General features: G+C 56.4%; 24 protein-coding genes, 1 other RNA gene, 1 pseudogene and 1 riboswitch. Of the genes and pseudogenes, 12 read left to right on the top strand and 14 right to left on the bottom strand.

Going from position 1 to position 25,191, the window contains the following annotated elements; translation table 11 throughout:
• Positions 1 to 11 precede the first annotated feature (11 nt).
• Together hemN and G7G_RS0109790 are read left to right on the top strand one after the other, a co-directional pair.
• On the top strand, positions 12 to 1,367 hold the full coding sequence (gene hemN / locus G7G_RS0109795) for an oxygen-independent coproporphyrinogen III oxidase (protein ID WP_010440949.1): 1,356 nt from the start codon (positions 12 to 14) through the stop codon (positions 1,365 to 1,367).
• Between the two features lie 212 nt (positions 1,368 to 1,579).
• On the top strand, positions 1,580 to 3,505 hold the full coding sequence (locus G7G_RS0109790) for an elongation factor G (protein WP_010440946.1): 1,926 nt from the start codon (positions 1,580 to 1,582) through the stop codon (positions 3,503 to 3,505).
• 22 nt (positions 3,506 to 3,527) lie between these two features.
• Here G7G_RS0109790 and G7G_RS0109785 read toward each other — a convergent pair whose 3' ends face one another.
• From G7G_RS0109785 to G7G_RS0109765, 5 genes are all read right to left on the bottom strand, one after another.
• The gene (locus G7G_RS0109785; RefSeq protein WP_010440943.1) at positions 3,528 to 5,105 is read right to left on the bottom strand and encodes an ABC transporter ATP-binding protein; all 1,578 of its coding nucleotides are present in this window, start codon (positions 5,103 to 5,105) and stop codon (positions 3,528 to 3,530) included.
• The gene (locus tag G7G_RS0109780; RefSeq protein ID WP_010440942.1) at positions 5,102 to 6,208 is read right to left on the bottom strand and encodes an ABC transporter permease; all 1,107 of its coding nucleotides are present in this window, start codon (positions 6,206 to 6,208) and stop codon (positions 5,102 to 5,104) included. Before G7G_RS0109780 ends, G7G_RS0109785 begins: the two co-directional genes overlap by 4 nt.
• The gene (locus G7G_RS0109775; RefSeq protein WP_010440940.1) at positions 6,209 to 7,303 is read right to left on the bottom strand and encodes a microcin C ABC transporter permease YejB; all 1,095 of its coding nucleotides are present in this window, start codon (positions 7,301 to 7,303) and stop codon (positions 6,209 to 6,211) included. It lies immediately after the preceding gene.
• A gap of 1 nt (position 7,304) precedes the next feature.
• Positions 7,305 to 9,212, bottom strand: a complete 1,908-nt coding sequence (locus G7G_RS0109770) for an extracellular solute-binding protein (protein ID WP_010440938.1) — start codon at positions 9,210 to 9,212, stop codon at positions 7,305 to 7,307.
• Positions 9,213 to 9,387: 175 nt separating this feature from the next.
• Positions 9,388 to 9,897 carry a c-type cytochrome gene (locus G7G_RS0109765; protein WP_029621890.1) on the bottom strand — a complete coding sequence of 170 codons (510 nt, stop codon included), beginning with the start codon at positions 9,895 to 9,897 and terminating at the stop codon, positions 9,388 to 9,390.
• A 119-nt stretch (positions 9,898 to 10,016) separates the two neighbouring features.
• Between G7G_RS0109765 and G7G_RS0109760 the strand changes: the two genes are divergently transcribed.
• Positions 10,017 to 10,850, top strand: a complete 834-nt coding sequence (locus tag G7G_RS0109760; protein ID WP_010440934.1) for a prephenate dehydratase — start codon at positions 10,017 to 10,019, stop codon at positions 10,848 to 10,850.
• Between the two features lie 13 nt (positions 10,851 to 10,863).
• Here the strand turns inward: G7G_RS0109760 and G7G_RS0109755 are convergent, their stop codons facing one another.
• From G7G_RS0109755 to nudC, 4 genes are read right to left on the bottom strand one after another with little or no spacing between them, the layout of a single operon-like run.
• Positions 10,864 to 11,406 (bottom strand): chloramphenicol phosphotransferase CPT family protein, encoded by a 543-nt coding sequence (locus tag G7G_RS0109755; protein ID WP_010440932.1) that lies wholly within the window; start codon positions 11,404 to 11,406, stop codon positions 10,864 to 10,866.
• Positions 11,407 to 11,443: 37 nt separating this feature from the next.
• Positions 11,444 to 11,929: a GNAT family N-acetyltransferase gene (locus G7G_RS0109750; protein WP_010440930.1), complete on the bottom strand. Its 486-nt coding sequence runs from the start codon at positions 11,927 to 11,929 to the stop codon at positions 11,444 to 11,446.
• A 14-nt stretch (positions 11,930 to 11,943) separates the two neighbouring features.
• Positions 11,944 to 12,411, bottom strand: a complete 468-nt coding sequence (locus G7G_RS0109745) for an SRPBCC family protein (protein WP_010440928.1) — start codon at positions 12,409 to 12,411, stop codon at positions 11,944 to 11,946.
• 39 nt (positions 12,412 to 12,450) lie between these two features.
• A complete protein-coding gene (gene nudC / locus G7G_RS0109740; RefSeq protein ID WP_010440927.1) occupies positions 12,451 to 13,434 on the bottom strand; it encodes an NAD(+) diphosphatase in 984 nt (327 codons plus the stop codon).
• A gap of 137 nt (positions 13,435 to 13,571) precedes the next feature.
• On the opposite strand from nudC, the gene G7G_RS0109735 reads away from it, so the two are divergent.
• The 3 genes from G7G_RS0109735 to rsgA all read left to right on the top strand — a co-directional run bounded on the left by G7G_RS0109735 (position 13,572) and on the right by rsgA (position 16,812).
• Positions 13,572 to 15,488: a bifunctional 2',3'-cyclic-nucleotide 2'-phosphodiesterase/3'-nucleotidase gene (locus tag G7G_RS0109735; RefSeq protein ID WP_375154075.1), complete on the top strand. Its 1,917-nt coding sequence runs from the start codon at positions 13,572 to 13,574 to the stop codon at positions 15,486 to 15,488.
• A 39-nt stretch (positions 15,489 to 15,527) separates the two neighbouring features.
• An RNA gene (ffs, locus tag G7G_RS23915) (signal recognition particle sRNA small type) lies at positions 15,528 to 15,626 on the top strand.
• Between the two features lie 157 nt (positions 15,627 to 15,783).
• The gene (rsgA, locus tag G7G_RS0109725) at positions 15,784 to 16,812 is read left to right on the top strand and encodes a ribosome small subunit-dependent GTPase A (RefSeq protein WP_010440921.1); all 1,029 of its coding nucleotides are present in this window, start codon (positions 15,784 to 15,786) and stop codon (positions 16,810 to 16,812) included.
• 34 nt (positions 16,813 to 16,846) lie between these two features.
• Here rsgA and G7G_RS0109720 read toward each other — a convergent pair whose 3' ends face one another.
• Entirely contained in the window at positions 16,847 to 17,704 is an 858-nt protein-coding gene (locus G7G_RS0109720; RefSeq protein ID WP_010440919.1) for an alpha/beta hydrolase family protein, read from the bottom strand.
• Between the two features lie 121 nt (positions 17,705 to 17,825).
• A riboswitch (cobalamin riboswitch) is annotated at positions 17,826 to 18,046 on the top strand.
• A gap of 87 nt (positions 18,047 to 18,133) precedes the next feature.
• On the opposite strand from G7G_RS0109720, the gene G7G_RS0109715 reads away from it, so the two are divergent.
• Complete coding sequence (locus G7G_RS0109715) at positions 18,134 to 18,541, top strand: hypothetical protein (protein WP_010440917.1); 408 nt, start codon at positions 18,134 to 18,136, stop codon at positions 18,539 to 18,541.
• A 3-nt stretch (positions 18,542 to 18,544) separates the two neighbouring features.
• On the opposite strand, the gene G7G_RS0109710 is transcribed toward G7G_RS0109715, so the two are convergent.
• On the bottom strand, positions 18,545 to 19,048 hold the full coding sequence (locus tag G7G_RS0109710) for a protein-tyrosine phosphatase family protein (protein WP_010440915.1): 504 nt from the start codon (positions 19,046 to 19,048) through the stop codon (positions 18,545 to 18,547).
• Between the two features lie 170 nt (positions 19,049 to 19,218).
• Between G7G_RS0109710 and G7G_RS22890 the strand changes: the two are divergent.
• The 3 genes and pseudogenes from G7G_RS22890 to recR all read left to right on the top strand — a co-directional run bounded on the left by G7G_RS22890 (position 19,219) and on the right by recR (position 22,182).
• Positions 19,219 to 20,978: pseudogene (locus tag G7G_RS22890) on the top strand (DNA polymerase III subunit gamma/tau).
• 201 nt (positions 20,979 to 21,179) lie between these two features.
• Entirely contained in the window at positions 21,180 to 21,524 is a 345-nt protein-coding gene (locus G7G_RS0109700) for a YbaB/EbfC family nucleoid-associated protein (protein WP_010440914.1), read from the top strand.
• A gap of 64 nt (positions 21,525 to 21,588) precedes the next feature.
• Positions 21,589 to 22,182, top strand: coding sequence for a recombination mediator RecR (gene recR, locus G7G_RS0109695; RefSeq protein ID WP_010440911.1), 594 nt, complete (start codon positions 21,589 to 21,591; stop codon positions 22,180 to 22,182).
• Between the two features lie 23 nt (positions 22,183 to 22,205).
• Here recR and G7G_RS0109690 read toward each other — a convergent pair whose 3' ends face one another.
• Together G7G_RS0109690 and G7G_RS24660 are read right to left on the bottom strand one after the other, a co-directional pair.
• Positions 22,206 to 22,688 (bottom strand): SRPBCC family protein, encoded by a 483-nt coding sequence (locus tag G7G_RS0109690; protein ID WP_037321185.1) that lies wholly within the window; start codon positions 22,686 to 22,688, stop codon positions 22,206 to 22,208.
• A gap of 153 nt (positions 22,689 to 22,841) precedes the next feature.
• Complete coding sequence (locus G7G_RS24660; RefSeq protein WP_010440907.1) at positions 22,842 to 23,018, bottom strand: ArsR/SmtB family transcription factor; 177 nt, start codon at positions 23,016 to 23,018, stop codon at positions 22,842 to 22,844.
• A 149-nt stretch (positions 23,019 to 23,167) separates the two neighbouring features.
• Here G7G_RS24660 and G7G_RS0109680 point away from each other — a divergent pair, with 149 nt between their 5' ends.
• Positions 23,168 to 23,656 (top strand): hypothetical protein, encoded by a 489-nt coding sequence (locus G7G_RS0109680; RefSeq protein WP_010440905.1) that lies wholly within the window; start codon positions 23,168 to 23,170, stop codon positions 23,654 to 23,656.
• On the opposite strand, the gene G7G_RS0109675 is transcribed toward G7G_RS0109680, so the two are convergent.
• Positions 23,653 to 24,294: a ribonuclease T2 family protein gene (locus tag G7G_RS0109675; RefSeq protein WP_010440903.1), complete on the bottom strand. Its 642-nt coding sequence runs from the start codon at positions 24,292 to 24,294 to the stop codon at positions 23,653 to 23,655. The genes G7G_RS0109680 and G7G_RS0109675 overlap by 4 nt on opposite strands.
• Before the next feature lie 130 nt (positions 24,295 to 24,424).
• Here G7G_RS0109675 and G7G_RS0109670 point away from each other — a divergent pair, with 130 nt between their 5' ends.
• Positions 24,425 to 25,186, top strand: coding sequence for a DUF1013 domain-containing protein (locus G7G_RS0109670; protein ID WP_010440901.1), 762 nt, complete (start codon positions 24,425 to 24,427; stop codon positions 25,184 to 25,186).
• Positions 25,187 to 25,191: the final 5 nt, after the last annotated feature.

The following is a 25,191-nucleotide window of genomic DNA, read 5'->3' as shown; positions in this document are numbered from 1 at the left end:
GTCATATCGCCATGACACTGAAACCGCAATTGGCACGGCTTGGACTTTTTGACGCGAAAGTACCGCGTTACACAAGCTATCCCACAGCCCCCCACTTTAGCAATGACGTGGGGGCTGACTTGTTTGCCGACTGGATTTCCGGGATTGCCCCCGGCAGTTCGATCTCGCTTTATATCCACGTACCCTTCTGCCGCAGGCTATGCTGGTTCTGCGCCTGCCGGACACAAGGCACCCAAACGGATAACCCTGTTATTGCCTATGTTGACGTTCTGAAAGCCGAACTTGACCTGCTGGCCGCGCGTTTGCCCGAGAGAGTTACGCTGTCTCGGCTACATTGGGGTGGCGGCACGCCGACCCTGTTGAATGCGGACCTGATGCGCGAGTTGGCAGGACGGATTCTTGAAGTCGTTCCGCTGGGTCCAGATGCGGAATTCTCGGTTGAAATTGATCCGAATGAGATCGACGAAGCCAGATTGGATGCGCTGGCCGAGGCCGGGATGAACCGCGCCTCGATCGGCGTGCAGGATTTCGATGATGAAATCCAGAAAACCATAGGCCGCATTCAAAGCTACGATACCACTCGCAAAGCGGCCGAGATGATCCGCGCACGTGGAATTGCCAGCCTGAACGCGGATATCCTTTATGGTCTGCCTCATCAGACCAAAGCCCGCATGACCGAGAGCGTCCAAAAGCTGCTTTCCCTGAACCCGGATCGGGTCGCGCTTTATGGCTATGCTCATGTGCCCTGGATGGCCAAGCGCCAGCAACTGATTCCATCAGATGCGCTTCCCACGCCAGAGAAGCGACTGGAATTGTTCGAAACTGCCCGGCGACTGTTTCTGTGGGACAATTACGCTGAGATCGGGATCGACCACTTCGCGACCCAGGATGATGGGCTGACCCATGCGCTGCGTGCCGGTCGTCTGAAACGGAATTTCCAGGGTTACACGGACGATCAGGCCCCGATCCTGATTGGCTTGGGTGCCAGCTCAATCTCGCGGTTCCCGCAGGGATATGCACAGAATGCTCCGGCAACCTCAGCCCACACGAAGGCCATTCGCGAAGGGCGGTTCTCGACGTCGCGCGGGCACTTGTTCAAAGGTCAGGATATCCTGCGGTCGCGCCTGATCGAGGCACTGATGTGTGATTTCCAGATCAATTCGAACGAGATTCTGCGCGACTACGACATCTCAGCCGCTGAGCTGCACCAGATGTACGCCAAGGCAAATGCAGCCTTTGACGGACTGCTGCGCATTGATGAAAACGGCTTGTTCATCCCGCCCGAAGCGCGCGCTCTCACCCGCATGATCGCACGTAGCTTCGACGCATATGATCTGAGTAAGGCTGGGCATAGTTCCGCGATCTGAACACACTTCGGCAGGTCGTTTTTCGCGACCTGCCCTTCGAATCCAGCACGGGGGCTTGACGCATGCCTTCGGTTTTCTCCACACTCAAGGGGTGGAGAGGACCGCCTCTTCACAGCCTGAGGCAGGCAAACGCAGACAGTTCTTGCCGACGCGCATGCGTTCGACAGCCCTTTTCGTGCAGCCAAGTTGCAACTGAAACAGGGACAGCACTCATGCGCGTTTTCACCGTCCTCGGCCCCAGTCAATCGGGCAAATCCACCTTGGTCGAAGCGATCAGCCGCCTCGACGGGCGGCCTACAACATTCGATGTTTCCGGAACCGTGCATTTGCACGGTTTTTCTTATTTAGACGAACCGTGGTGCGCGGTGGACGTGGACGGAGGCGGCGATGCGCTGGCCTATGTCGGCCCGGCGATGGCCATTTCAGACGCAGCTGTGGTTGTGGTTCCCCCCGATCCAGACGCCGCAGTCCTTTGTGCCCCTTATCTGAGACTGGTTGAGGAAGCAGGTATTCCCAGTTTCCTCTTTATCAATCGCATGGACAGCCCCAATGGCCGCATACGCGACATCGTAGCAGCGCTTCAGACCTATTGCAGTCACCACATCGCTTTGCGTCAAGTTCCGATTCGCGAAGGAGAAGACATCATCGGGGCCGTCGACCTGATCTCGGAACGCGCGTGGAAGTATCAAGAAGGCCAGCCCTCAGCCTTGATCGAATTGCCGCAATCGGTGGAGGATCGCGAACAGGAAGCGCGCACCGAGTTGCTCGAGACCCTGTCAGATTTTGATGACCATTTGCTGGAGCAACTGATCGAAGATAAGCAGCCACCCAGCGAGGAGGTCTACGAGTTGGCCGCGCAGGTTTTGCAGAACCACCAGCTTATCCCCGCCTGCCTGGGTGCTGCCAGCCATGGCAATGGCCTGACGCGCCTGATGAAAGCACTGCGCCATGAGGCCCCGGAATTCAACATCGCAGCAGACAGGGACGAGGCCGAAGATTCAGCGCGCGCCATCGCAGGCTTTGCGGATGTGAAGAAGCATATTGGTAAGATCACCGTATTGCGCGGACTGGGCGATGGCGTCAAAGCGCACGAGCCTCTGGGCGGTGAAACCGTTGGGAACCTGACCACACTCGACGCCAAAACCCAGATCGGTGCTCTTGAGGCTGGACAGATTGGTCTGGCCGTCAAATCCGATCATCTCAACCCTGGTTTCATATATGACAGCGCTGCTGCTACACCGCTGCCGGAATGGGCCTCTTCGCATCCCGCTGCGCATCGTCAGGTTGTCTCACCCGCGCATGAACGCGACGATGTGCGTCTGTCGAACGCGCTGACCCGTTTGGTTGAAATCGATCCCGGACTGCATCTGGAACAGGACGAATTAAGCGGTCATTCCATTCTAAGTTCGCAAGGCCCACAACACATGCGCCGCGTGACAGCTAAACTAGACGAAGATTTTGGGATTGAGATTGAAGCCGAGGCCGCCGGAACCGCCTATCGCGAAACCATCCGCACCAAAGTCGATCATCGTCACCGCCACCGCAAGCAATCCGGTGGCGCAGGTCAATTTGCTGATGTGGTGATCTCAATCGCGCCGCTACCGCGCGGATCGGGGTTCCAGTTCGAAGAAGTAGTCAAGGGCGGGGCCGTACCCCGGAACTACATTCCTTCGGTTGAACACGGGGCCAAGGACGCACTGGTCGAAGGCCCTGAAGGTTTCCCTGTCGTGGACGTCAAGGTGACGCTCAGCGACGGCAAGCACCATAACGTGGACAGTTCGGACTATGCCTTCCGCACCGCTGGCAAGAACGCGGTGCGTGAAGCGCTGCCCGAGGCCAAACCCGTCGTCCTGCAACCAATCCTGAATGCCGAAATCCATCTGCCGTCAACCTTCGTCGGTGACCTGGTCCCCACGATCAGTTCTTTGCAGGGTCAAGTTCTAGGATTCGAGGGCAATCCGAACGCTTCGGGTTGGGAGATATTCAACGCGCAGCTTCCGGCCGTTGCCGAGGATGAACTGCACCGAACCCTTGCCAGCGCCACCCGTGGCACCGGTTGGGTCAAACTGCAGTTCGATCATTATGAAGAACTGCGCGGCCCTGTTCCTGCCTCTGCAAAGAACAAGGAAATGGCCTGAGGCTAGGGGGGCGGGCTGCTCGTCAGCCCGCTGCCGCGATCAATTCACGCGTGTAGTCGGTTTGGGCGTGTTCGAACAAATCCTCGGCTGCGCCCATCTCGACCACATCCCCGTTGCGCATGACGATGACGTTATGAGACATCGCGCGCACGACCTTCAGGTCGTGGCTGATGAACAGATAAGCCAGCCCGTACTTCCTTTGCAGGTCCCGCAACAGATCAACAATCTGCACCTGCACGGTCATGTCCAGCGCGCTGGTCGGTTCATCCAGAACCAGCAGCTTGGGCCGCAACACCATGGCGCGCGCGATGGCGATCCGCTGGCGTTGCCCGCCTGAAAACTCATGCGGGTAGCGGTCCATCGCGGCGGGGTCCAGCCCGACCTCGGTCATCACTTCGGCCACCAATTCACGCGGGGCACGATGGGGGTCGACATTGTGGATAGCCAACCCTTCGGCGATGATCTGCATACAGGTCATACGGGGGCTGAGGCTGCCAAACGGGTCCTGAAACACGATCTGCATATCTTTGCGCAGCCGTCTGAGTTCACGCGTTGACCAGCGGCGAACGTCCTGATCGCGGAAAGTGATCCCGCCCTCGGAGGCGATCAAACGCATCATGGCCAGGGCCAGTGTCGTCTTGCCCGACCCGCTCTCGCCTACGATTCCAAGCGTTTCCCCGGCGCGGACGCTGAGCGTCGCGTCATTGACGGCTTTTACATGCCCGACTGTACGTTTCAGGAACCCCCGTTGGATCGGAAACCAGACCTTCAGGTGATCGGTGCGCGCGACCTCTTCGGCATCAGCTGCCACCGGATCGGGGTGTCCTGACGGCTCAGCCGCCAGCAGCTTGCGCGTATAAGGATGCTGCGGGTTGTCGAAAATCTCGGAGGTTACGCCGGTTTCGACGATCTCACCACCCTTCATTACGCAGACCCGGTCTGCGATGCGCCGGACGATGCCAAGGTCATGGGTGATGAACAGCATTCCCATGTTTTCAGACTTTTGCAGTTCAGCCAGTAGTTCCAGAATCTGTGCCTGAATGGTCACATCCAGCGCGGTCGTTGGTTCATCTGCGATCAGAATGTCCGGCTTGTTGGCCAGCGCCATTGCGATCATCACGCGCTGACGCTGCCCACCCGACAGCTGATGCGGATAACTGTCCAAACGTTCTTCCGGGTCGCGGATGCCAACTTTGTTCAGCAGTTCAATAATCCGATTTCGCGCCGCATCACCAGCCAGCCCCTGGTGCAATGCTAGAGACTCGGTCATCTGCTTCTGGATCGTATGAAGCGGGTTGAGCGAGGTCATCGGCTCTTGGAAAATAAAGCTGATGTCGTTGCCACGCACTTCCATCAGCTTGTTCTCGGACGCGCCAATCATCTCTTGGCCGTCATAGGTGACCGAGCCTTCGACGATCGCACTATCGCCCAGCAGTGATACGGTGCTGAGAGCGGTCACAGACTTGCCTGAGCCCGATTCCCCTACCAGCGCTACTGTTTCACCCCGGTCCACGGTAAAGGACACACCTTTCACCGCAGCAGAAACCTGCCCGTCCTGCCGGAAGGAGACTTTGAGGTTGTTCACATCCAGCAGGCTCATGAGAAGGTCTTTCTGGGATCAAACGCATCGCGCACGCCTTCGAAAATGAAGACCAGCAGCGACAGCATGATGGCAAAGGTGAAAAAGGCGGTGAAGGCCAGCCACGGGGCCTGCAGGTTTTGTTTTGCCTGTAATGTGAGCTCTCCGAGCGATGGGGCCGAGGACGGAAGGCCGAAACCAAGGAAGTCCAGCGACGCCAGTCCGCCAATCGTGCCGGTCACGATGAACGGCATGAAGGTCAGCGTGGCAACCATCGCATTGGGCAGCATGTGGCGGAACATGATCGTCATGTTACCCACACCTAGCGCGCGCGCGGCACGAACATATTCCAGATTTCGAGCCCTCAGGAATTCAGCCCGTACAACGCCAACCAACCCGGTCCAACCGAAGAGAATCATCAGAGCCACCAACAACCAAAAACTTCGGCCGAGAATGGCAAACATGATGATAATCACATAGAGCGAGGGAGTTGATGACCAGATTTCAATAATCCGTTGAAAGATCAGATCGAGCCAGCCGCCAAAAAAGCCCTGAATGGCCCCTGCAAAGATGCCGATCAAACTGGCAGCCCCGGTCACAATTAGCGTGAACAGGATCGACAGGCGAAAGCCATAGATCACGCGGGCCAGCACATCTCGCTTGGTGTCATCCGTGCCCAGCAGGTTTTGACTATTGGGCGGCAGCGGTGCAGCACCCGGTCGGTCCACGCTGGTGTTGAAGGAATAAGGGATCAGTGGCCAGATAGCCCAGCCGCGCTCGAAGCCGTCCGCCTCGAATGTACCGGCTTTAATCTCTTCGATAATCCCTTCAGGATCATCGAAACACTGATCTAGCCCTCCGCTGTCGATCAGGCACATGACTTCGGGGTCGCGGTAGATCGCCTCGGTCTGGAAATCGCCACCGAATTCGGTCTCGGCGTAGAAGTTGAAGACCGGCGTGTAGAATTCGCCCCGGTACTTCACCAGGATCGGCTTATCGTTGGCGATGAACTCGGCAAACAGCGACAGGCCAAACAGGATCGAGAAGATGATCAGCGACCAGAAGGCACGGCCGTTACGCCGGAAATTGCGCCAGCGGCGCTGGTTAAGAGGGGAAAGTGCCAATTATCCCTCCCGCTTTTCAAAGTCGATGCGCGGGTCGACCAGAACGTACATTAGGTCGCTGATGATGCCGACAACCAGGCCCATCAGGCCAAAGATGAAGAGCGTGCCGAAAATCACCGGATAGTCGCGCGCCACTGCGGCCTCAAAGCCCAGTCGCCCAAGACCATCGAGCGAGAAAATGGTCTCGATGATGATCGAGCCACCAAAGAACACGCCGATGAACACTGCCGGAAACCCTGCAATCACGATCAGCATCGCGTTGCGGAAGACATGGCCGTACAGCACCTTGCGCTCGCTCAGACCCTTGGCGCGGGCGGTCATGACGTATTGCTTTTTGATCTCATCCAGGAACGAGTTCTTGGTCAGCAGTGTCAGCGTCGCGAAGGCCGAGATCGTCAGTGCGATGATCGGAAGCGCGATGTGCCAGAAATAGTCGGCGACTTTGCCAAGCAGGCTGAGGCTTTCCCAGTTGTCCGAGGTGAGCCCGCGCAGCGGGAATATCTGCCAATACGACCCACCGGCAAACAACACCAACAGCAGAATGGCAAACAGGAACCCGGGGATCGCATATGCCACAATGATCGCACCACTGGTCCAAGTGTCGAAACTTGACCCGTCTTTGATCGCCTTGCGGATACCCAGCGGGATCGAAACCAGATAGGCGATCAGGGTCGACCAAAGACCCAGCGATATCGACACGGGCATTTTTTCCAGCACCAGATCGATCACGCTAATCGAGCGGAAGTAGCTCTCACCAAAATCCAACGTCAGGTAATTGCCCATCATGCCTAGAAAACGTTCGAGTGGCGGTTTGTCGAATCCAAACTCTTTTTCCAGTTCAGCGATGAACTCAGGCGGCAACCCACGCGCACCGACGTATTTGTCGTCAAAGGAACCTCCAGCAGGTTCGGCGCCTGCCCCGGCATCGCCACCACCGGCGAATCCTGCAAAGACATCGCCCTGACCTTCGATCTGCGCAATGATCTGTTCGATCGGTCCGCCCGGCACAAATTGCACCAGCGTGAAATTGACGATCATGATGCCCAGAAGGGTCGGTATGACCAGCAATAGGCGTCTTAGAATATAGGCGCCCATTTTACCGCAGCGCGCCTTTGGCTTTCAGGTCAGCCTCTTTCTCAGGGTTGATCCACCAAAAATCGAGATACCCCAGCGAGAATGGAGGTAGATTTTCAGGATATTCATACATGTCGTAGTAAGCCGTCCAATAGTCCGCCACATACCCATCGGGTATGACAAAGAACTCATAGCGCAGCACACGGTCCAACGCCATCAATGCGGCATCCTGCTCTGCCTGATTTGTTGTATCAAAGGACGCTTCGATCACCGCGTCCACAAGAGGGCTGGCAAGACCCGCCGGATTGAACAGGCTGAATGCAGCCTCTTCCGATCCATACATCTGGCTTAGGCCGCCACCGGTGGATAGGAACGAGCCATATCGGTTCGAATACACCATGTCGTAATCCCGCTCACGACGCCGCAGCGTGAACTGAGAGGGGTCAACTTTCTCTGCAGAAGCATCCACACCAATTGACTGAAGGTTCTGGACGTAGGTCTCGATCATCGTCGAAGTCGAGGTGGGAATACTGGACGCGTAAGGAATATTCACTTTCAGCGTCTGCCCTTCGGAATTTCGGCGCAGATTGCCTTCACCGACCGGCCATCCGGCTTCATCCAGCAGTTTCGACGCTTTCCGCAGATTGCGACGGTCGTTCAGGCGGGCCGGGTTGGATTCATGAACAACAAGCGCGGGCTCGCTTAAGACTTCGGCCGGGACGACATCGCCCAGTGTTTCCAAGAACGCCAGTTCCGCGCCTTCTGGCGCACCTGTTGCCTCAAGATGAGTGCCTTGCACAAACGAATTGCGCGGCTTGTTCAGTCCGAACATCAGCGACTCATTTGCCCATTCGAAATTAAACGCCAGCGCTAGTGCTTTGCGCACATTCTTGTCGGCAAACTGCGGTTTTCCCAGATTGAATACAAACCCAGATGGTGTCGGAGGACTTCCATCAACGATCTCATCCTGCACAACATACCCTTCGTCGAGCTTCGGGAAATCGTAACTCGAGGCCCACTGCTTCGGATCACTTTCAACACGCATGGTGTACTCACCAGCTTTGAAACCTTCAAATGCGGCAGTTTGATCAGCGAAATATTCGATCCGAATGATGTCGTAATTGTTGCGACCCACATTGATCGGCAAGTCCTTGCCCCAATAGTCATCACGACGCTTGTAAACGATGCGGCGATTGATGTCGTAGCTGTCCAGCTTGTACGGGCCGGACCCTACCGCGACCTCAAGACGAGGTTCATCAAGACGGCGGTTTTCATCAGCTTCAAACCAAGCCTTCGAGAAGACCGGAGTTGAACCAACTGTTTCGATAAGCCCACGACGGGTGACATCCGGGCTGAAGGTAAATTTGACGGTGTGATCATCCAGCGCTTCGGCACCCGTGACCATCCGACCGACTGCCTGTGCATAAGATGGCAAGCCCTGCTTGATAAACAGGCGGTGGCTATAGACTACATCCTCGGCCGTCACTGGGGTTTCATCCCAGAACATCGCCTCGGGGCGCAAATGAAATATCACGTAGTTGCGGCCTTCGTCATACTCCATGCTTTCGGCGACAACGCCGTAGTATTGGCCAACACTGTCTGATGTGCTTTCGATCAGCGGGTCATATTGAATCGTCGTCAACGCGCCTGCGCGACCTTTTCGCGAGTAGGGGTTCAGGGAATCAAACGTACCTGATCCCGCCAGCGACAGCTCTCCACCTTTTGGCGCATCGGGATTGACATAATTCAAGTGCGGATAATCCGCCGGGTAATCCAGGTTTCCAAAGTAAGAATAGCCGTGGCTTCGCGTGATACCATCCTCGCTGGCGCTGGCTTGAATACCCCCGAAAACAACCGCTGCCGAAATTCCTAGCGCCGCAGTCCAAGAATGAATTCCAGTAAAGCGCATCGCGGGCAGAAGGGGTTTCATTGGGCTCGTCCTCTGAATAACTGTCATCTTCATTGTCGTGCCAGCCAGCTAAAGGTCCAGCACTGTCAGTTGCAAGTTTAGAATGCGTGAGCGCTTTGTGAAGTTTTTCTCACGTAAAAAATAAAAGCCGCTGCTTGGCGCAGCGGCTTTGAATTCTTGCGTAATGATCAAAAGATCAGTTGCCGATGGTCTGCAGGTAAGCAATCAAGTCGGCGCGATCCTGTGGTTTTTTCAGGCCAGCAAAGCTCATCGAGGTGCCCGAGATATAGCTGCTGGGTCGGGTCAGGAAGGCATCAAGCGCTTCAGGCGTCCAGTTGCCGCCATGCGCCTGCATAGCTGCAGAATAGCCGGTAAACCCTTTTGCCGAAGCTACAGGGCGATCTACGATAGCGTACAGGTACGGGCCAGTGCCGTTCGCGCCGTCTTCCAATTTGTGGCAAGCGGTGCATTTACGGAACACCCTTGCTCCTTTTTCAGGATCGGCTGCTGCCAGAATCTCTTCGAAGACCACCTCTTCACCGTCGGCACTTTCGCCCGAGCTTTCGGATTCGATAACGTAGGCAGCCTCGGCATGATGGCTATCACTGCTATAGAGGACATCCGCCCCCCATTTTGCCAGAAGCAGCACCAGGAAGGTGCCAAACAGGCCTGCTGCGGCCTTGGTAACTGTCATCGTGTCGAACATTGATCGCGAGTCCACTTTAGCTGTCTTCCGGGTGTCTAAGGCTTCCCCTGACAAGAGGCAAGGTATAGACACCGCGACTAAACGCCCAATTCAAGAACTTGTTGCACGGAAACGACCAAATGACCAATCGCATCGCATTTCAGGGAGAACCCGGCGCCTATAGCCACGAGGCTTGCCGCAACGCGCGCCCGGATATGGACGCACTGCCCTGCCGCACATTCGAAGATGTGATCGAATCGGTGCGTTCGGGAGAAGCTGATCTGGCAATGTTGCCGGTAGAAAACACCACCTATGGCCGCGTCGCGGATATCCACCGCCTGCTTCCCCATAGCGGGCTGCATATTATCGATGAGGCATTTGTGAGGGTGCATATCAATTTGCTTTCCGTACCAGGCGCCAAGTTGGAAGACGTCACCGAAGCGCATTCCCACCTTGTTTTGCTGCCACAATGTGCAGGATTTTTGCGAGAGCACGGAATTCGCGGACGGGTCAGCCCTGACAATGCCCGCGCCGCGCGAGAAGTTGCTGAGGCTGGCAACAAGCATTCCGCAGCTTTGGCCAGTGAACTGGCGGGCGAAATCTACGGCCTCAACGTATTAGCGCGACATATTGAAGATCAGGGAGATAATACGACCCGGTTTCTAGTGATGTCACGAGAGGTGGACGATTCGCGTCGTGGCGAACATGGGATGATCACCAGTTTCGTCTTTCAGGTCCGAAACATCCCGGCCGCGCTATACAAGGCAATGGGTGGATTTGCCACCAATGGCATCAACATGACCAAGCTGGAAAGCTACATGGTCGACGGCTCATTCACTGCGACGCAGTTCTATGCGGATATCGTAGGCCACCCGGATGATCGCAATGTAAAATTGGCGATGGATGAACTAGAGCATTTCACCACCAATGTTGAGGTGCTTGGCGTCTACCCGGCGGCGCAGCCCCGCGGGTAACATTTCGCTGTCGCTACCCCTCCTGCAGGGCAAACTCAGAGCTCCGCGTCCCATTGCGCCAAGCGTCGAGGATGAGATCGACATTCCCATCGATGTCATCCATCGAATTGACTTCCAGATCATAGACCCTGCCTATGTGAATGACCTGTTGGTCACTCACCGCGCTGCCTTGTTCGCGGTCACCGCGCGCCATTTCTCTTTTGATTAGGAGGTCGGTGGGGCAATGCACAGCCACAAACAATACATCATGACCTGCCAGATGCCGCTTTAGCATTTCTGCCCATTCAGGCGTATCCAGAATGTGTTCGATGATCAGATTGTTCCCTGCATTTGCATAGGCCGCCAAAGACGCATGGAAACCATCAAAGAACTTGCCACGCTCGATCGACCAATCGAATTCTCTGCTTTGAAAGCGCCGCATGGGCAGAACGTCAGAGTCCCGAAGATGATCAATCGAGATGTGCCAGAATGGCACCTCTGCCGCCCTTTGCCGTGCCTGTGCCAGTGTCGTTTTCCCACTGCTGGATGCGCCGTGAAGAAAGAAGATCTGCGACATGTTTTAGGACGGGCTTATCGTTTGGGTGTTGCCAGGCTCAGACTTTGGGAACATGAAAGATCTTGCATATTGCACCTTCCATCCGGCGATATTCTCGAAATCCCATGGCTTCATAATACCCAAGCCCCTCGGGATTGGCAGCCCCAATCGTCGCGTCGATAGCAGGTAAACCCTTATACCGAGCGGCCTCAAGCGTCGATTCAAATAGTGCCCGCCCCACACCGCGTCGCGCAGCAGACGGCCGAATATGTGTGCCGATGATGCCCCAGCCGACCGCAACCTCATAGGGGTTGTTTTCGGTGGCAAGTTTCAGCGATTGGAATCCCAAAATTTCTCCGTTTGGCGTGACAGCAACACTACACCGAATACGTTCGGGATCGCTGATGTAATGCCCCAAAGCAAAAGCAGCGTTGCTGTCTTTGCTTCGCTTACCGGCAGCCACGAGTTCGGTCAGCACCTTGGCAATTCCATCAGCATCAGCCTCAACAGCTTCGCGGATGATCGGTTGATCCAATCTACTCATCTACTCCCTCATATTCAGGCACCATGCAGGTGCCGTTCTTCCATGTCCCGCGCAAATTCGCTGAGCCGCGTATGAAACTGTCGGCGGAACCTGGATTGCCCGAGCTTCAAAGACTGTAGCAATAGCCGTGCGGGAAGGGTTTTTGCGCCCAGCGATGTCTCAATCCGCAAACGTGTCCGACGTTGAGACAGTGCCAAAAGCTCGACAACCGTATCACCGTTCATTCCCTTGCTACTGGATTGAAAGCGCATCAGAGACGGGCTGTCATATTCCGTCATCTCTATGGCAATCTGACGTGGTTTACCGCGTATCTTGAACTCGGTCTCCCATGCGGTTCCGGTCTGTGGCACCGCAGAATCGGCGATTCTCCTCACTTCAATCCCGCGCCGCAAGGCCATGCGTTCAAAGCGCTCGAAATCAGAAATCATGGTGAAGACCGTATCAATCGGAACTTCGATATCTTCCTGCGCTGAAAACTGCATGTTCGTTTTACTCTGCCCTTGATTGAGTCCAGTTTCTCGTCAGTCCAATGTGTCTGCAAGCCAGTGCTGCAACAAAAAATGTGCAATCGCGCCCTTTCGGGCTGGCAGGAGCTTGGGGTGGTCCCCGGCAAAGGCCTGCATCATCTCGGTCCGGGTGACCCACATCGCATCTTCGATTTCAACCGGGTCGATCTGAATATCGCGCGAAAGGGCTTCGCCTGCACAGCCAAACATCAGGGATGCAGGAAAGGGCCAAGGCTGGCTGGAAAGATAGCGCACCTCGCCCACGGGTACTCCGGCTTCTTCCATCACCTCGCGCCGTACTGCGGCTTCGAGCGTTTCGCCGGGTTCAACGAAGCCCGCCAAAAGTGAATACATCCCCTCGGGCCAGCCAGGAGAACGGCCCATAAGAACCGAATTTCTATGCGTTATCAGCATGATAACAACCGGATCTGTGCGCGGGAAATGCTGCCCGCCACAGGATGGGCAGCTGCGTTGCCATCCAGCTTGAACCATCTCACTATGTGCACCGCACTGGGCGCAAAACTGATGCGTTTCATGCCAGCCGATCACCGCCTTGGCGGTTGCTGCCAACTCTGCATCACGCGGATTCAGCCGTGCCATGATCCGGCGTAGCTCGACAAACACATGTCCTTTGGGCAGGTCGGGGTGCTGTTGTTCGCTACCATCCACAAACTCCCCGACGGCAGAGAGGTCGAGCCCCTCGGCCGCCCAATCAGATATATCCAAGGCAAACAGTGGCGATCCGTCGTCCATACACCCAAGCAAGACAGGCACTTCGATCACACCGCCCGGACCATTATTGAGAATATCGAGGGACATGGGAAGCAGCGCAAGCTGATCCACGGCGTCACCCCTAGCCAAAATTTTGCCGCGCCACAGCAGAACACATTTTGCTGACGGGTCAACTTGTGCCTGCGCCAATTTGTCCGCATCGCCTCGCAGCAATCCCGCCCGGTCCAGCCCAGAGCCGCCAAAAGTTACCTGTTCTGCGCGTTTCATGCCTGTCATTCCTGTATTTGCGCAAAGGGCTGCCATGTCTTGACCACCGGTGCAACGGGGTATTCACAGATCAATATTTCTTGCGCCGTCGAAAGACCGCAGCAATGCCTCGGAATTTGCACTAAATACAACTCATAGTGAAGTTTACGTTACACAATCATCCAGAAGTAAAAATATTGAAAGCCGAAGTTTTCCTGCCTCAAAATCGATATTCCAAAGGTCGCGCGCACATTCGGATCCTGGCGACCTCTGATCTTCATATGCACATGACGTCATACGACTATTATGCCGATCGCCCCAATCCTGATGTCGGACTCGCCCGCACCGCAAGCATGATCCGGGTCGCCCAAGAACAGGCGGAACGCAACGGGGCGCTGGTTTTGCTATTCGACAATGGCGATAGCCTGCAAGGTACCCCGTTTGGCGACTGGGCGGCCGAAGCCATGCCAGCCCAACACCCTTTGCCAAAGGCGTTCAATATCCTGGGGTATGATGCAGTCGGATTGGGCAACCACGATTTTGGATTTGGACTAAAGTTCATAAATCGCATCACAGGTCAGTTCGAGTGTCCGGTTGTTTGCAGCAACATGAAAAGCAACACCCCCGAACAGGGCTGGGTGTCCCAAGCAATTCTGCAGCGCACAATCAGTGTCGGTGGAGAAGATGTTCCTATTAGCATAGGTGTTCTTTCTGTCCTGCCACCTCAGACCGCCCGGTGGGAGGCGCATATGCTGCGGGATGACGTGCAAATTGCCGACATCCTAACCGCAGCACAACGTACAGCAGCAGAACTGCGCAAAGATGGATGCGATTTGATCGTCGCGCTGGCTCATTCAGGCCTCGGTTCGGCAGAGGCACAGCCAGAACTGGAAAATGCCGTTATTCCGCTTGCGGCCCTGACAGGCATTGATGCAATCGTTGCTGGCCATACACACCTGACTCTGCCGGGCGCGGCGCATGTCGGTTTGAAACGTGTCGACAGCAATCGCGGACTTGTAAATGGCAAACCGGTAGTGATGCCGGGTTGGGCAGGCTCACATCTCGGCCTCATTGATTTGACACTGGGTCGAGACATTGACGGCTGGCACATCGTCAAGAGCGAAGCCGAATTACGCGCAGTCAATCAAGCAAAATCGCCGGTGACCGATTGTCCCGAGTTGGCGCAGTTATTTGCCCAAGGCCACACAGCAACACGCGCCCGCGCGGCAAAGCCCGTCGGCAATGTCCCACACCCTTTACACAGCTATTTTTCGTTCTGCGCCCCTGATCGTGGATTGGCGCTTATCGCAACCGCTCAGGCTGCAGCGCTTCGACCGTACCTTATAAATACCGAGTGGGCAGACCATCCAGTCCTGTCAGCCGCCGCCCCGACCAAATTCGGAGGCCGCGCAGGCACTCGATATTATACCGATGTCTCGGCGGGAAGTATCTCGGTACGCAATGTGGCTGATCTGTGCGTGTTTCCAAACGAGTTGCGCGCCACCTTGATCACCGGGGAACAGGTTCGTGACTGGCTTGAGATGTCCGCCGGACTGTTCAATCAGCTTTCGCTGAATGATCCCGTCAACCTCATCGATCCTCTGCGGGCCGGGTATTATTTTGATGTACTGCATGGCGTGACCTGCCGGTTCGACCTGTCTCAACCCGCTCGTTTCGATGCAACCGGACGGATCACAGATCCCGGCCATAGCCGCGTTCGCGATCTTGCATTTCAAGGGCTGCCTGTCGCCCCCGATCAAAGGTTTGTTGTTGCACTCAACAATTATCGCGCCAGCGGGGGCGGTAATTTTCCTGTCGACTTTCAAGCAGATCAGATCAACCTGCCGTCGCTGCGCATTCACGAAATCCTGTGCGACTACATCGCGGGAAGATCGCCCGTAGACCCATTGGAACAAGCTCCTCAACCGTTTACTTTTGAGCCGACCCGAAGCCGTGGAGCAATTCTGACCACCGGTCCTGGCGCGGACAAATACCTGGAAGAATTGGCGGATTATGATCCCCAGATACTGCCCCGTGATACCGATGGGTTTATGCGTATTCATCTGACCTTCTGACGGGTTGCCATTTTACAGCCGGAGGCCTATATCGGTGTTCGAGAGGTTGGCGCGGGCGAGCGCCTCGCCAACCTGGTCAGGTCCGGAAGGAAGCAGCCACAACGAGCCCCGCTTGGGTCGATGTCCAACCTCTCACTTTGAACCCATTAGCCGTAGGAGGGCGTTTATGATTGTAGCAATGACCCTTCGGGCAGACAGGTTCTGATTCATTTTTCCAGCTGACTGCCTGAGTACCTCACCTGCGAATGCGCGTCCGCCATTCGACAGGATCGTTGTTTCTATCACAGGCAGACACATGTCACCTTCCTTATCGGACCTCGGATGGTCCTCTCACTTTGCAGCTCAGCATGCGGCTGAGCCCTCTCTTCTCCCCTTTCGCATCGCAGCTGTTCACCGGGATCGGTTGATCGGGTTGAGTCAAGAAGGCGAGACTCCCCTACTCTCCCCAGACCAATCGACTGGTGCTTTTGCCGTCGGAGATTGGGTACTGACCGATGAAAACAAACGCGTTCGCAGTGTTCTGGAACGGCGCAGCCTGCTGCAGCGCCGGGCCGCGGGCACAGGCGTCGCAGCACAGTTAATCGCGGCCAATGTGGATGTGCTGTTCATCGTCAGTTCCTGCAATGCCGACTTCAACCTGCCCCGACTAGAGCGCTATCTTGCGTTGGCCCATCAGGCAGGCAGCTATCCGGTGATCGTTCTGACCAAGTCGGACACCTGCGACAACGCAATTGCTTATGTCGAACAGGCCCAGTCACTGGCCCCGTTTCTGACAGTTTTGGCCGTAAATGCCTTGGATCAGTCCGATATCGAACAGGTCCTGTCGTGGTGCCCAAAGGGACAGACCAGCGCCCTGGTCGGATCGTCTGGCGTTGGCAAGACGACACTCGCCAACGGGATGACCGGGCAGGATCAAGCCACCGCAGGCATTCGCGAAGATGATGCGCGTGGCAGGCACACAACAACAGCGCGTGCGTTAAATCGAATGAGCAACGGAGGTTGGTTGATCGATACACCCGGTATGCGTGCGTTGCGCCTGCTGGACGCGCAAGAGGGTGTGGACGAGGTGTTCTCGGACATCTCGGACCTGAGCCTGAACTGTCGATTCTCTGATTGTCAGCACGACACCGAGCCCGGCTGTGCGATACAGGCTTCAATCGAATCCGGTGCACTTGATCCCGCACGGCTGGACCGATGGCGCAAGCTGCGTCGCGAAGATCAGCACAATTCGGCTTCGGTGGCACAGGCACGCGCACGCGATAAAGCGTTTGGAAAAATGGTGCGCAGCGTGATGCACGAGAAAAAATCCCGCAAGGGACTTTGACCATTCTGGGCACCGGTTACCGGTGCCCAGCAGTTCAGGCGATCAACCGGGGCCAGACGGCAGCGTTTCGCCGGGCAAACGCGCCGATATGGCCGACTTCAGATAACCCGAATTCATTTGCCGAAAGCGGATGGCGCCGCGCGCCAGAACCATAGAGATCGGCAAGCCGCCAAACCGCCTCGGGGGGCACAACCTGATCATCCTCAAAGGCGAATATGTCAACTTGCTTGCCCATGTCGGCCCAGCGGTTTGCCGGCAAGGTGTTTCCGATTTCGGGTACATAGCTTTGAGGCGCTGTGCACCATTTGCGCCATTGCCAGTAAACTTGGGAAGGCAGATTTGTTCCAAAACCCAAAGCCTTTCCAGGCAAATACCCGAGCGCATGTACCGCCAGGGGCGCATGACCGTACCAGAACAACGTCGCCAAAGCGCGGTAAGGCCAAGGATGATCCCTCAGCGTTACCAGGCCGGAACAGACACATATCATCCTGTCGATCTGATCGAAATCGGGTTGGACCGGACCAAACATCCCGCCCAAAGAATGCCCGATACTCCAAAGCTTGGCCTGTGGAAACCTCCGCCGCATTTCGGTCCGTGCAGCCGGAATGTCGATCAGCGCCCAATCCGCCATGGTGACACGCGATTGCTTTTGTGAGCCTGTCAGAGAGTGACCAAAATCCCTGTAGTCATAAGTCAGGCAGGCCATGCCGTGCGCTTCTGCAAGCCAACTTGCGAAATGTTGGTAGTAATCTCGGGGCACACCGGTTGCGCCGTTGATCACAACAACTTTGTCCGGTTTTGCGACTGGATGATAGAGCCGGGCCGACAGTATTGCCGGGCCGGACTGAAACTGAATGTCCTCGGTGACAACCGCTTGCTGTGTGTCCAACATGGTGCCCTCTGAAATCAACTGAACCGATCAGTTCACCCAAGGCGCGCCGAGTCAAGGTTGACGTGGCTAGACCGTGCGTCACATGCCATGATCAATCTTCTTGACACCCGAACGATTGTACCGCTAGCGATGACGTGATGGTTCTCGCGCCCAACCGGGCCGGGATGAAAAGGGAACACGGTGCGGTTCTGCCCGGATAAACCCGGAACGAACCCAGTCCGAGACTGCCCCCGCAACTGTAAGCGGAGAGCGATGTCGAAATGCCACTGGCCTTGAAGGCCGGGAAGGTCGGCAAAGCAATGACCCGCGAGTCAGGAGACCTGCCATCAAAACGAAACTGAAACTCGGGCGGGGTGTCCGGGCAGGGCAAGACCGCATGCATGCTGTCCCTCCTGATTGATGCCCCTGCCCTGCGCGGAGGGCGCATGAATGATCTGGAAGACCAACACGCATAAATTCTCGGCAACAATTTGCCAACGGACCGGGAAAAACTGCCCCGCTTTGGCACGAATGGCACGGGCACTGGCCAATTCGGTTGGAAAAGCTGGCCCCACGACCACCGCAGGATTCGGAATCGAAGGAAGCTGCGATCTGACTCATTGCACCAGTGGATGCACCGCCCGATTTCGCTCCGGTCCGGAAGAAACCCGAGTGTTCTGTGATGCCGATTCAGACGTCGCGATCGACCATCTGGACAGCTATGCAGACCTGATGTTTGGCACGGACTCGCGCCCCATCCCTGCAGGCACCTTGTCCCGACCGCCGTGCGCAATGCTGGAAGTGTTAGCCCTGAGCGGAAACACTCGGGCGCAGGCTGAATACCGTCCGTCGGCCTGATCGCTATTCGGCTACCAGGACACTGGCAGGCGCAGTCGCCCAGCGCAGCTGCGCGTCGGTTTCAACTGCACATGGGCGTAAGGCTCGCAACCTTTTCAATGCCTCGTCCGGGTGCTCTCCACACTCGACCATCAAGCGCAATACAGCCATACCAGAGCGGCCACATCCGCCTTTGCAGTGGATTAGTACTCGGCCTCCACCCGACAATGCGTGGCGAGCAGACTCGCTGGCATCCGCCCAGCGCATATCAATGTCGTTGCAGGGTATACCGTAATCCTCGACTGGCAGATGAACCCAGCGACAAGCGCGGCTGCGAACATCGGCCCCAAAATCCCTGGCGCCATCAAGGATCATCTCGACCTCAGTGGTCATTGACAGAATAAGGCCGGGCTTCCATCCGGTAACCGCATCAAGATCACCGGAATAGTCTCCTCCTCGCCCTGGCATTGAGGTTAACGCAAGCGAGCCCCCGCCCACTTGAAGTGCATGGATAACAATCTGAGCCATTCTACGCTCCCCCCGAAACGCTGATCAGAAAATCTTTCTGGCTGGTCTTAGACTGTACGATATTAACCGCGTCGGACGGCAATCCAAAATGAAAATCCTCGCGGCTTGCTGTGGACGCGGGCAGCGGGGGCCTCTACGCTGCGGCGTAATTCGAATCCGACAGAGCAGACATGACCGATACGCCAAGCCCCGCCTACCAGGTTCTTGCCCGCAAATACCGTCCTGAAACCTTTACCGATCTGGTCGGTCAGGACGCGATGGTACGCACACTGAAAAACGCGTTCGAGGCGGACCGGATCGCCCAGGCCTTTATCATGACCGGCATTCGTGGCACCGGTAAAACAACCACAGCCCGGATCATCGCGAAGGGGATGAATTGCATCGGGCCTGATGGCGAAGGTAAACCCACCACCGAACCCTGCGGTCAGTGCGAGCATTGCGTCGCCATCATGGAAGGCCGCCACGTTGATGTGATGGAGATGGATGCCGCCAGCCGGACTGGTGTGAACGACATCCGTGAAATCATCGACAGTGTCCGCTACCGTGCCGCCAGCGCACGCTACAAGATTTACATTATCGACGAGGTCCACATGCTCTCGACCAGCGCTTTCAACGCGCTGCTCAAGACGCTTGAGGAACCACCCGAGCATGTGAAATTCATCTTCGCCACGACCGAGATCCGCAAGGTCCCGGTCACGGTTTTGTCGCGCTGCCAACGTTTCGATTTGAGGCGGATCGAACCCGAAGATATGATCGGCCTGTTGCGCAAGATCGCTGAATCCGAGAAAGCGCAGATCGCCGATGACGCATTGGCGCTAATCACCCGAGCCGCCGAAGGATCTGCCCGTGACGCAACCTCGCTGTTGGATCAGGCGATTTCGCACGGTGCGGGTGAAACCAGCGCAGATCAGGTGCGCGCAATGCTTGGGCTGGCGGATCGGGGTCGAGTGCTGGATCTGATGGACATGATCCTGCGCGGTGATGCGGCCAGTGCTTTGACCGAACTTAGCGGACAATATGCAGAAGGTGCTGATCCTCTGGCAGTGCTCCGCGATCTGGCTGAGATCACCCATTGGGTTTCGGTGGTCAAAATCACCCCTGATGCCGCCGAAGATCCAACCGTTTCGCCTGACGAGCGCGCCCGAGGCCAACAGATGGCCGAAGCGCTGCCAATGCGTGTTCTGACCCGCATGTGGCAAATGCTGCTGAAAGCTCTGGAAGAGGTCTCGGCTGCACCCAACGCCATGATGGCCGCAGAAATGGCTGTGATCCGCCTGACCCATGTGGCCGACTTGCCAAGTCCGGAAGAACTGATCAAGCGCTTAAAGGATGCACCTCCCCCCCCAATCCCGGGCCGGGTTCGGGTATCGGAGTGCCAGGCCAGGCGAGCGCTGCGCCACAGGCCTCTGCCCGACCGGCCTATACCTCTTCGGCCATCGGTGGGAATGCAGGCGGACCGAGTGCAGCTCTGGCTCAGGACGTACAGGCAGCACTAGCGCGGTATCCCACTTTTGAACATGTGGTTGAATTAATCCGTACCAACCGGGATGTGAAACTGCTGGTCGAGGTCGAAAACGGGGTACGCCTCGTGTCGTACCAACCGGGACGGATCGAATTTACCCCGGCCGACAATGCCCCGACCGATCTGTCTCAACGGTTGGGTGCATCGCTGCAACGCTGGACGGGTAACCGTTGGGCAGTATCGATTGTCTCAGAAGGCGACGCTCCGACAATTGCGGAAGTTCGGGATGCTGCTGATCTGGCTCTCAAAGCCGAAGCGGAAAAGCATCCACTGGTGCAAGCGGTTCTGAGTCATTTCCCGAAAGCGCGGATCAAAAGCATCGAAACAGCCGAGCAACGCGCTGCTCAGGTCGAAACTGAAGCCCTGCCCGAAGTAGATGACGAATGGGATCCGTTCGAGGAAGACTGATCCTGTAAGCGATCTACTCAATCCAGCCAGGTGCTCCCGTGCCGCCACGGCTCCTCGGCTGACGCCGACGATCCTGCCCGGGCCAAACGGGAGGAAAGGTCTTGTCAAAGGTCTTGACGACGGGCGGGAGTGTCCTGACCTCTTGTGTCGCGCGGTTACGCTTCGTATCTAGGCCTCAAATCGAGTGACAGGAGATTACCGATGCTTAAAGGACTCGGCGGCCTGGGTGACATGGCCAAAATGATGAAATCTGCACAGGACTTGCAGACCAAGATGACCGAGATGCAGGAAGAGCTGAACAACCTGATGGTTGTCGGTGAATCCGGCGCCGGCCTGGTCAAAGCCACCGCAACCGCCAAGGGTGAGTTGAAAGGTCTGGATATTGACCCGTCGATCTTCAACAGCGATGACAAGGAAGTGGTCGAGGATCTCATCCTCGCTGCGATCAAGGACGCCCAGACCAAGGCGCAGGAGCGCTCGCAGGCTGAAATGGCCAAGCTGACCGAAAGCATGGGTCTGCCCGCAGACATCAAGCTGCCGTTCTGATGCACCTTCCTGACGGATCAATGGCCGGGGCTTACTTACCCGGCCTCTTTGCAGGAGCTTCGCGGTGAGTTCGAACAGCGACATCGACAATCTGATCGACCTTATGGCCAAGCTGCCCGGCCTCGGCCCTCGCTCGGCCCGACGCGCCGTCCTGCACCTGATCCGCAAACGCGCCCTGCTTCTAACGCCGCTTTCAGATGCCATGCAGCAGGTGGCTGTCACTGCCCGTGAATGCCTAAACTGCGGCAATGTGGGCACAACCGATATCTGCGACATCTGCAATAGCGAAGACCGTGCAACCGGGGAACTGTGCGTCGTAGAAGACGTCGCCGACCTCTGGGCGATGGAGCGCGCCGGGGTTTTCAAGGGTCGCTACCATGTTTTGGGCGGCACATTGTCAGCACTGGACGGTGTCGGTCCGGTTGAATTACGTATTCCTCGGCTAAAGGATCGGGTTCTGGCCGAGGGTATCACCGAGATCATCCTCGCCCTAAACGCCACCGTTGATGGCCAAACCACCGCGCATTACATCGCCGACCAACTAGATGGACAGGTCCGCCTGACTTCCCTAGCGCAGGGCGTCCCGATTGGAGGCGAGTTGGATTACTTGGACGATGGGACGATCACAGCAGCGCTTAGGGCAAGGAAGGAACTTTAGACCGTCAGACCAAGGCCGAAGCATCACCTTTCCTTGAGAACAGCATCCAGCTTCTCGAATGCTTGCTTCCATCCGCCTTCGCCTGCACTTCCGGCAGGCACACCCCGATGGACCATGGTCATGCGTGTCCTACCATCCTGTTCGAGAAGATCAATAATCACCTCGGTTAAGTCTGGGCTTCCCTCGGGCATCCCCATATCTTTTGGCGAAATAATATTTCCATCCTCGTCACACATGCTCTCGGTATAGACCAACCGGGACGGTTCTGAGATTTCTTTATATACGCCAGTAAACCACATCCTCATGGTGGTATCCGGCGTTTTCATTTCCATACAGACCTTTCGTATACCTCCGACACGCAAATCGATCTCTGCAGTTGGAACTGAGAACCCTTTGGGCCCATACCATTTCTGAAAAAGCGCCGGATCGGTCCACATACGCCAGACCCGGTTCGCCGGAGCCTGGAATTCCTGCACAATTCGCACCCAGTTTTCTGAGTCACTCATCATTCAAATCCTTTATTTCGCTAAGTAGTTTTTCCATCGCTTCAAACCGAACCTCCCAAATATGACGATATTGGTCAGTCCAGTTTGCAATCGATTCCAAAGGCTCCGGGTTTAGTCTGCAGGGTCGGAACTGAGCGTTTCTTGAACGCTCAATCAGCCCGGCCTCTTCCAAACACGAAGATGTTTAGAGATTGCCGGCATGCTTACATCGAACGGCTCGGCCAGTTCTTTTACTGTTGCTTCTCCTTGTGCCAATCGCGCCAGCATGGCGCGGCGCGCAGGGTGCGCAAGAGCGGCAAATGCAAAATCCAATTTTTTGTCGTCAGTCATAATCCCATTAATAAATCACATGGTTAATTAATCAACTGGTAAAATAAAAGGATGAACCACCCTGCAGTTTGAATCTCTCGAATTCTCTTTGGAAGAGAATGGTTTGCGGTTACTAAGGGTCAGTATCACTTGCGATTTGGAATGATCTGATGTCCCGACTTTTTGCCTTGACCCTGGCCGCCTTCAGCGCCACCGCCGCCCTGTCGCAGGAACTCATCGACAAAGGCTTCGTCGAGGGCTGGAACATCATGATGGACCCCAACCTCGGAAATGGGTGCCTGATCCAGACCGTGTATCAGGATCTCTCGGTGGTGCGGCTGGGCTATGACGCGCTGGACAATCGTGGGTATTTCACCGTTTACAACAAGGCTTGGGGCGACATCAAACCAGGGCAGAGCTATCCGATCCGGTTCGAGTTGGACGGCAAGAGCTTTGATGCCACCGCCATCGGGTTCAAACAGGATCGCGTGCCCGGCGCGACGGTGTTCTTTACCGACCGGAGCTTCGTCACCTCGATTGCGCAGAACAAGACCATGACCGTTTACAACCCAGAGGGTCAGACTGTCATGGCAATTGATCTGAAAGGCACGGCCAAAGCGCTGGAATATGCGCGCGATTGCCAGAACAAAAAGCTTTAACGAATCGGATCAAACACGGCGTCTTTGGCAGTGCAGTCGCGGATAACATCCCGGCCACATGGAACGGGCTTGAGATCGCGGGACAGGCACAGGCGGACCTCTTCGATATATCCCTGCTTGCAGGTGATCGAGATCATGTCTGGTTCCAGATTGGGGTTGGCCTTGAGAAATGCTTCTTCCACCACCGAAGCAGGCATTTTGACCGACGCATCGAGTTTACGAAACACGTCGGGTCGCGTGACGCCTTCATAGGCCTTTCGTGACAGCGCAAAATAGTCTGGCGCACTCAGACCCGAGCAGGTTCCGTGCTTTTTCCATTGATGCCATGCCAGCCCGGATGAGCCCTGAATGTCCTCCATTTCCCGTGTCATACGGCGTGATGGCGGAGCCTCAACCGTGCGGCAGTAAGAGGGCCAGCCCTGGTGATATTGCGGCCATAGCCCGTGCAGGATCCATCCGTGATCGTGCCGGGCATCGCATTGTTCCGATCCGCGCGCATCCCCCTCGCGGGCGCACCAGTTGGGTGACCAGCTAAGCGACAGGACATAGTAGTCGAATTCTCCCGCTTGCTCGCCATCGGCCAGCGCTGCCATCGCGCTGAAGAACCACAATACCAGCCCCAGAATACCTTGGCGCATTCGCCTCTTCCCTTCTTTAGTTGTCGCGACTATATAGGCCCCAAGTTCCCCGACAACGGAAACCTGCCCCAAAGCCTCGGGGCCGCCGCATTCCGGCGACGGGACAGATGTATTTATAGGAGACGGGCTGATGGCAAAACCGCTTATGGCCAAGGCAACCGCCGTATGGCTGGTGGACAACACCACGATCAGCTTCAAGCAGATCGCGGATTTCGTAGGGATGCACGAGCTTGAGGTGCAGGGCATCGCGGATGGTGATGTGGCTGCTGGTGTCAAAGGATTTGATCCGATTGCCAACAACCAGCTGACTCAGGAAGAGATTGATACAGCGCAGAACAATCCGCTGCACAAGCTGAAACTCAAATTCAACCCGGCGGCTTCAGGCGAAGAAAAACGCCGCGGCCCGCGCTACACGCCGCTCTCCAAGCGGCAGGACCGTCCGAACTCGATCCTGTGGCTAGTCAAGTTCCACCCGGAACTCAGCGATGGTCAGATCGCCAAGCTGGTTGGCACCACCAAGCCGACCATCCAGTCGATCCGCGAGCGGACGCACTGGAACATCTCGAACATGCAGCCGATCGATCCGGTTGCTCTGGGCCTGTGCAAACAGTCCGAACTGGATGCCATCGTGCAGAAGGCTGCGGCCAAGAAAGCTGCTGAAGGCGGCGTTATGAGCGATGATGAGCGTCGCAAGCTGGTGTCGACCGAGCAATCGCTGGAAATGGATTCTGCACCTAAGATCCCGACCGCGATTGAAGGCCTAGAGACGTTCTCGCTATCCGACGAGCCTGAAGACAAAGAAGACGATGAGCCAATCGTTGATGCCGATAGCTTCTTCAACCTGCCCAAAGGTGGCGGCGACGACGAAGACGAAGAAGATCTGCGCCCCTGACGCGC

The sequence above is a fragment of the Ruegeria conchae genome (assembly GCF_000192475.1).
GTDB lineage: Bacteria > Pseudomonadota > Alphaproteobacteria > Rhodobacterales > Rhodobacteraceae > Ruegeria > Ruegeria conchae.
The sequence above is the reverse complement of the archived record's forward strand: the minus strand, read 5'-3'. Positions and strand labels throughout refer to the sequence as shown.

Bases quoted from the DNA above. Each gene is read 5' to 3' on its own strand.
- G7G_RS0109715 (WP_010440917.1), top strand. From the start codon at position 18,134: ATGATCTGGAAGACCAACACGCATAAATTCTCGGCAACAATTTGCCAA.
- G7G_RS0109680 (WP_010440905.1), top strand. From the start codon at position 23,168: ATGTCCCGACTTTTTGCCTTGACCCTGGCCGCCTTCAGCGCCACCGCC.
- G7G_RS0109750 (WP_010440930.1), bottom strand. From the start codon at position 11,929: ATGAGTAGATTGGATCAACCGATCATCCGCGAAGCTGTTGAGGCTGAT.
- rsgA (WP_010440921.1), top strand. From the start codon at position 15,784: ATGTCACCTTCCTTATCGGACCTCGGATGGTCCTCTCACTTTGCAGCT.
- G7G_RS0109745 (WP_010440928.1), bottom strand. From the start codon at position 12,411: ATGCAGTTTTCAGCGCAGGAAGATATCGAAGTTCCGATTGATACGGTC.
- G7G_RS0109770 (WP_010440938.1), bottom strand. From the start codon at position 9,212: ATGAAACCCCTTCTGCCCGCGATGCGCTTTACTGGAATTCATTCTTGG.
- G7G_RS0109675 (WP_010440903.1), bottom strand. From the start codon at position 24,294: ATGCGCCAAGGTATTCTGGGGCTGGTATTGTGGTTCTTCAGCGCGATG.
- hemN (WP_010440949.1), top strand. From the start codon at position 12: ATGACACTGAAACCGCAATTGGCACGGCTTGGACTTTTTGACGCGAAA.
- G7G_RS24660 (WP_010440907.1), bottom strand. From the start codon at position 23,018: ATGACTGACGACAAAAAATTGGATTTTGCATTTGCCGCTCTTGCGCAC.
- G7G_RS0109690 (WP_037321185.1), bottom strand. From the start codon at position 22,688: ATGAGTGACTCAGAAAACTGGGTGCGAATTGTGCAGGAATTCCAGGCT.
- G7G_RS0109700 (WP_010440914.1), top strand. From the start codon at position 21,180: ATGCTTAAAGGACTCGGCGGCCTGGGTGACATGGCCAAAATGATGAAA.
- G7G_RS0109765 (WP_029621890.1), bottom strand. From the start codon at position 9,897: ATGTTCGACACGATGACAGTTACCAAGGCCGCAGCAGGCCTGTTTGGC.
- G7G_RS0109710 (WP_010440915.1), bottom strand. From the start codon at position 19,048: ATGGCTCAGATTGTTATCCATGCACTTCAAGTGGGCGGGGGCTCGCTT.
- G7G_RS0109775 (WP_010440940.1), bottom strand. From the start codon at position 7,303: ATGGGCGCCTATATTCTAAGACGCCTATTGCTGGTCATACCGACCCTT.
- G7G_RS0109790 (WP_010440946.1), top strand. From the start codon at position 1,580: ATGCGCGTTTTCACCGTCCTCGGCCCCAGTCAATCGGGCAAATCCACC.
- nudC (WP_010440927.1), bottom strand. From the start codon at position 13,434: ATGAAACGCGCAGAACAGGTAACTTTTGGCGGCTCTGGGCTGGACCGG.
- G7G_RS0109720 (WP_010440919.1), bottom strand. From the start codon at position 17,704: ATGTTGGACACACAGCAAGCGGTTGTCACCGAGGACATTCAGTTTCAG.
- G7G_RS0109760 (WP_010440934.1), top strand. From the start codon at position 10,017: ATGACCAATCGCATCGCATTTCAGGGAGAACCCGGCGCCTATAGCCAC.
- G7G_RS0109670 (WP_010440901.1), top strand. From the start codon at position 24,425: ATGGCAAAACCGCTTATGGCCAAGGCAACCGCCGTATGGCTGGTGGAC.
- G7G_RS0109755 (WP_010440932.1), bottom strand. From the start codon at position 11,406: ATGTCGCAGATCTTCTTTCTTCACGGCGCATCCAGCAGTGGGAAAACG.
- G7G_RS0109785 (WP_010440943.1), bottom strand. From the start codon at position 5,105: ATGAGCCTGCTGGATGTGAACAACCTCAAAGTCTCCTTCCGGCAGGAC.